2 protein-coding genes are annotated in these 2566 nt (G+C 65.7%); both read right to left on the reverse strand.

Features of this window, described 5'->3' with window-relative positions; translation table 11 throughout:
• A partial coding sequence (locus tag WCB02_RS39550; RefSeq protein ID WP_423967853.1) for an efflux RND transporter permease subunit occupies positions 1-386 on the reverse strand: 386 nt, incomplete at its 3' end.
• 632 nt (positions 387-1018) lie between these two features.
• Positions 1019-2566: catalase/peroxidase HPI (katG, locus tag WCB02_RS39555; RefSeq protein ID WP_423967855.1), on the reverse strand; the 1548-nt coding region annotated here is incomplete at its 5' end.

The following is a 2566-nucleotide window of genomic DNA, read 5'->3' on the forward strand; positions in this document are numbered from 1 at the left end:
TAGGTCGGGTTGCTGCGCAGCGAGCTCGGCAGATCGGCGCGCGAAGCGTTGATCGCCGCCTGCACGTCGCGGGCGGCGCCGTTGATGTCGCGATCGATGCCGAACTGCAGATTGACGCGCGCGGAGCCGAGCGAGCTCTGCGACGTCATTTCGTTGACATCGGCGATCTGGCCGAGATGCCGTTCCAGCGGGCTCGCAACGGTCGCCGCCACATCCTCCGGACTCGCGCCCGGCAGCGTCGCCTGCACCGAGATCGTCGGGATATCGACATCGGGCAGCGGCGAGACCGGAAGCTTGAAGAACGCGATGATACCGGCGGCGAACAGGCCGAACGTCAGCAGCGTCGTGGCGACAGGCCGGAGTATGAACGGTTTCGACAGGCTCATGAGATGTGCACTTGATCCGCGCCCCGTTTACACGCCGTGGGGTGGCCCGTCCAACGGTCGGGCGTGTGGCCCGGACCGCGTGTGCTGCATTTGCGCCGTTGGTTGGTTACATTCGGTTACAATGATGGCCAGCCAGAACGCAGTGGCCTCATTTGCCTCATGAAACGACGTATTTCGTCGCCCCGTGAGGAGCCTTTCGCCGGCGAAACGAGATCGATATTGGCCTGCGGCATTTGACCGCGCAGCGCTCAAGATGCGTATCGGCCCTTGGACAGTTGCCACGAAAATTGCGCTGCAGTCGCGGCTGGCATAGCGCTCGCAACAAGCGCGCTCGCCAGCAGCCGAAGCGCCATGGGCGTCGCTTGGACTCCGCCAAACGCGGCCCTACAGCAGTTGCTGCTGCATCCAACACGTCGTCCCGGCCTTGAGCCGGGACCCATAACCACAGGATCAAGTTGGTGAGAAGCTACGTCCCGGCTCAAGATAGAGAGGCCGGCGTGTGGGGCTCCAGGGCCGGATCGACGGTTGAGTGCGAAAACCGACGTCGCGGGGATACCGGGAAGCGCATCTAAGAAGCGCGTTGGTGGGGCCCGGCGCAAGGCCGGGACCCACATCGTACTTGCCGGCCGCGATCAGGCGAGATCGAAGCGATCGAGGTTCATCACCTTGGTCCATGCCGCGACGAAGTCGTGGACGAACCGCTGCCTGGAGTCGGCCGCCGCGTAGACTTCCGCGATGGCGCGGAGCTGGGAGTGCGAACCGAACAACAGATCCACCCGCGTGCCGGTCCACTTCAGCTGACCCGTGGCGCGGTCGCGGCCCTCGTAGGCGCCTTCTGTCGAAGCCGGCTTCCACGCCGTGCCCATGTCGAGCAGGTTTACGAAGAAGTCGTTGGTCAGCGCCTCCGGAGTGCGGGTGAAGACGCCGTGCCTGGACTGCCCGACATTTGCATTCAGCACGCGCAGGCCGCCGATCAGAACAGTTAGCTCGGGCGCCGTCAGCGTCAGCAACTCCGCCCGATCCAGCAGATGCTCGTCTGCCGACATCGGATGCCCCTTGCGCAGGTAGTTGCGGAAGCCATCCGCGGCCGGCTCCAGCACGGCGAACGACTCCACGTCGGTGTGCTCCTGCGAGGCATCCGTCCGTCCGGGCGTGAACGGGACCTTGACGTCGTGCCCGGCCTTTTTCGCGGCTGCCTCGACCGCCGCGTTGCCGCCCAGCACGATCAGGTCCGCCAGCGAGACCTTCTTGCCGCCGGAGGCCTGTGCGTTGAACTCCTTCTGGATCGCCTCCAGCCTGCTCAGGACCTTCGCCAGCTCGGCGGGCTGGTTGACCTCCCAATCCTTTTGCGGCGCCAGGCGAATCCGCGCCCCGTTGGCTCCGCCGCGCTTGTCGGAGCCGCGGAAGGTCGACGCCGACGCCCAGGCGGTGGCAACCAGCTGCGACACCGACAGGCCGGACGCCAGGATCTTCGCCTTCAGCGTCGCGATGTCCTGCTCGGAGATCAGCGGATGATCGACGGCGGGGACCGGGTCCTGCCATGGCAGCACTTCCTTCGGCACCAGCGGGCCGAGATAACGCACGATCGGGCCCATGTCGCGATGCGTCAGCTTGAACCACGCCCGCGCAAACGCGTCGGCGAACTGGTCCGGATGCTCGTGGAAGCGCCGCGAGATCTTTTCGTAGGCCGGATCGACCCGCAGCGCGAGGTCGGTGGTGAGCATCGACGGCGCGTGACGCTTCGACGGATCATGCGCATCCGGCACCGTGCCGGCACCCGCACCGCCCTTCGGAGTCCACTGGTTGGCGCCGGCCGGGCTCTTGGTCAGCTCCCATTCGTAGCCGAACAGATTATCGAAGAAGTTGTTGCTCCACTTGGTCGGCGTCGTGGTCCAGATCACTTCCAGGCCAGAGGTGATCGCATCATCGGCTTTGCCGGTGCCGTATTTGCTGGTCCAGCCGAGACCCTGCTCCTCGATGTCGGCACCTTCCGGCTCCGGGCCCACCAGAGAGGCATCGCCGGCGCCATGGGTCTTGCCGAAGGTGTGACCGCCGGCAATCAGCGCGACCGTCTCTTCGTCGTTCATCGCCATGCGGCGGAAGGTTTCGCGGATATCCCGGGCCGCCGCGGCCGGATCGGGCTTGCCGTTCGGGCCTTCCGGATTGACGTAGATCAGGCC

The sequence above is a fragment of the Bradyrhizobium sp. genome, assembly GCF_049581145.1.
GTDB lineage: Bacteria > Pseudomonadota > Alphaproteobacteria > Rhizobiales > Xanthobacteraceae > Bradyrhizobium.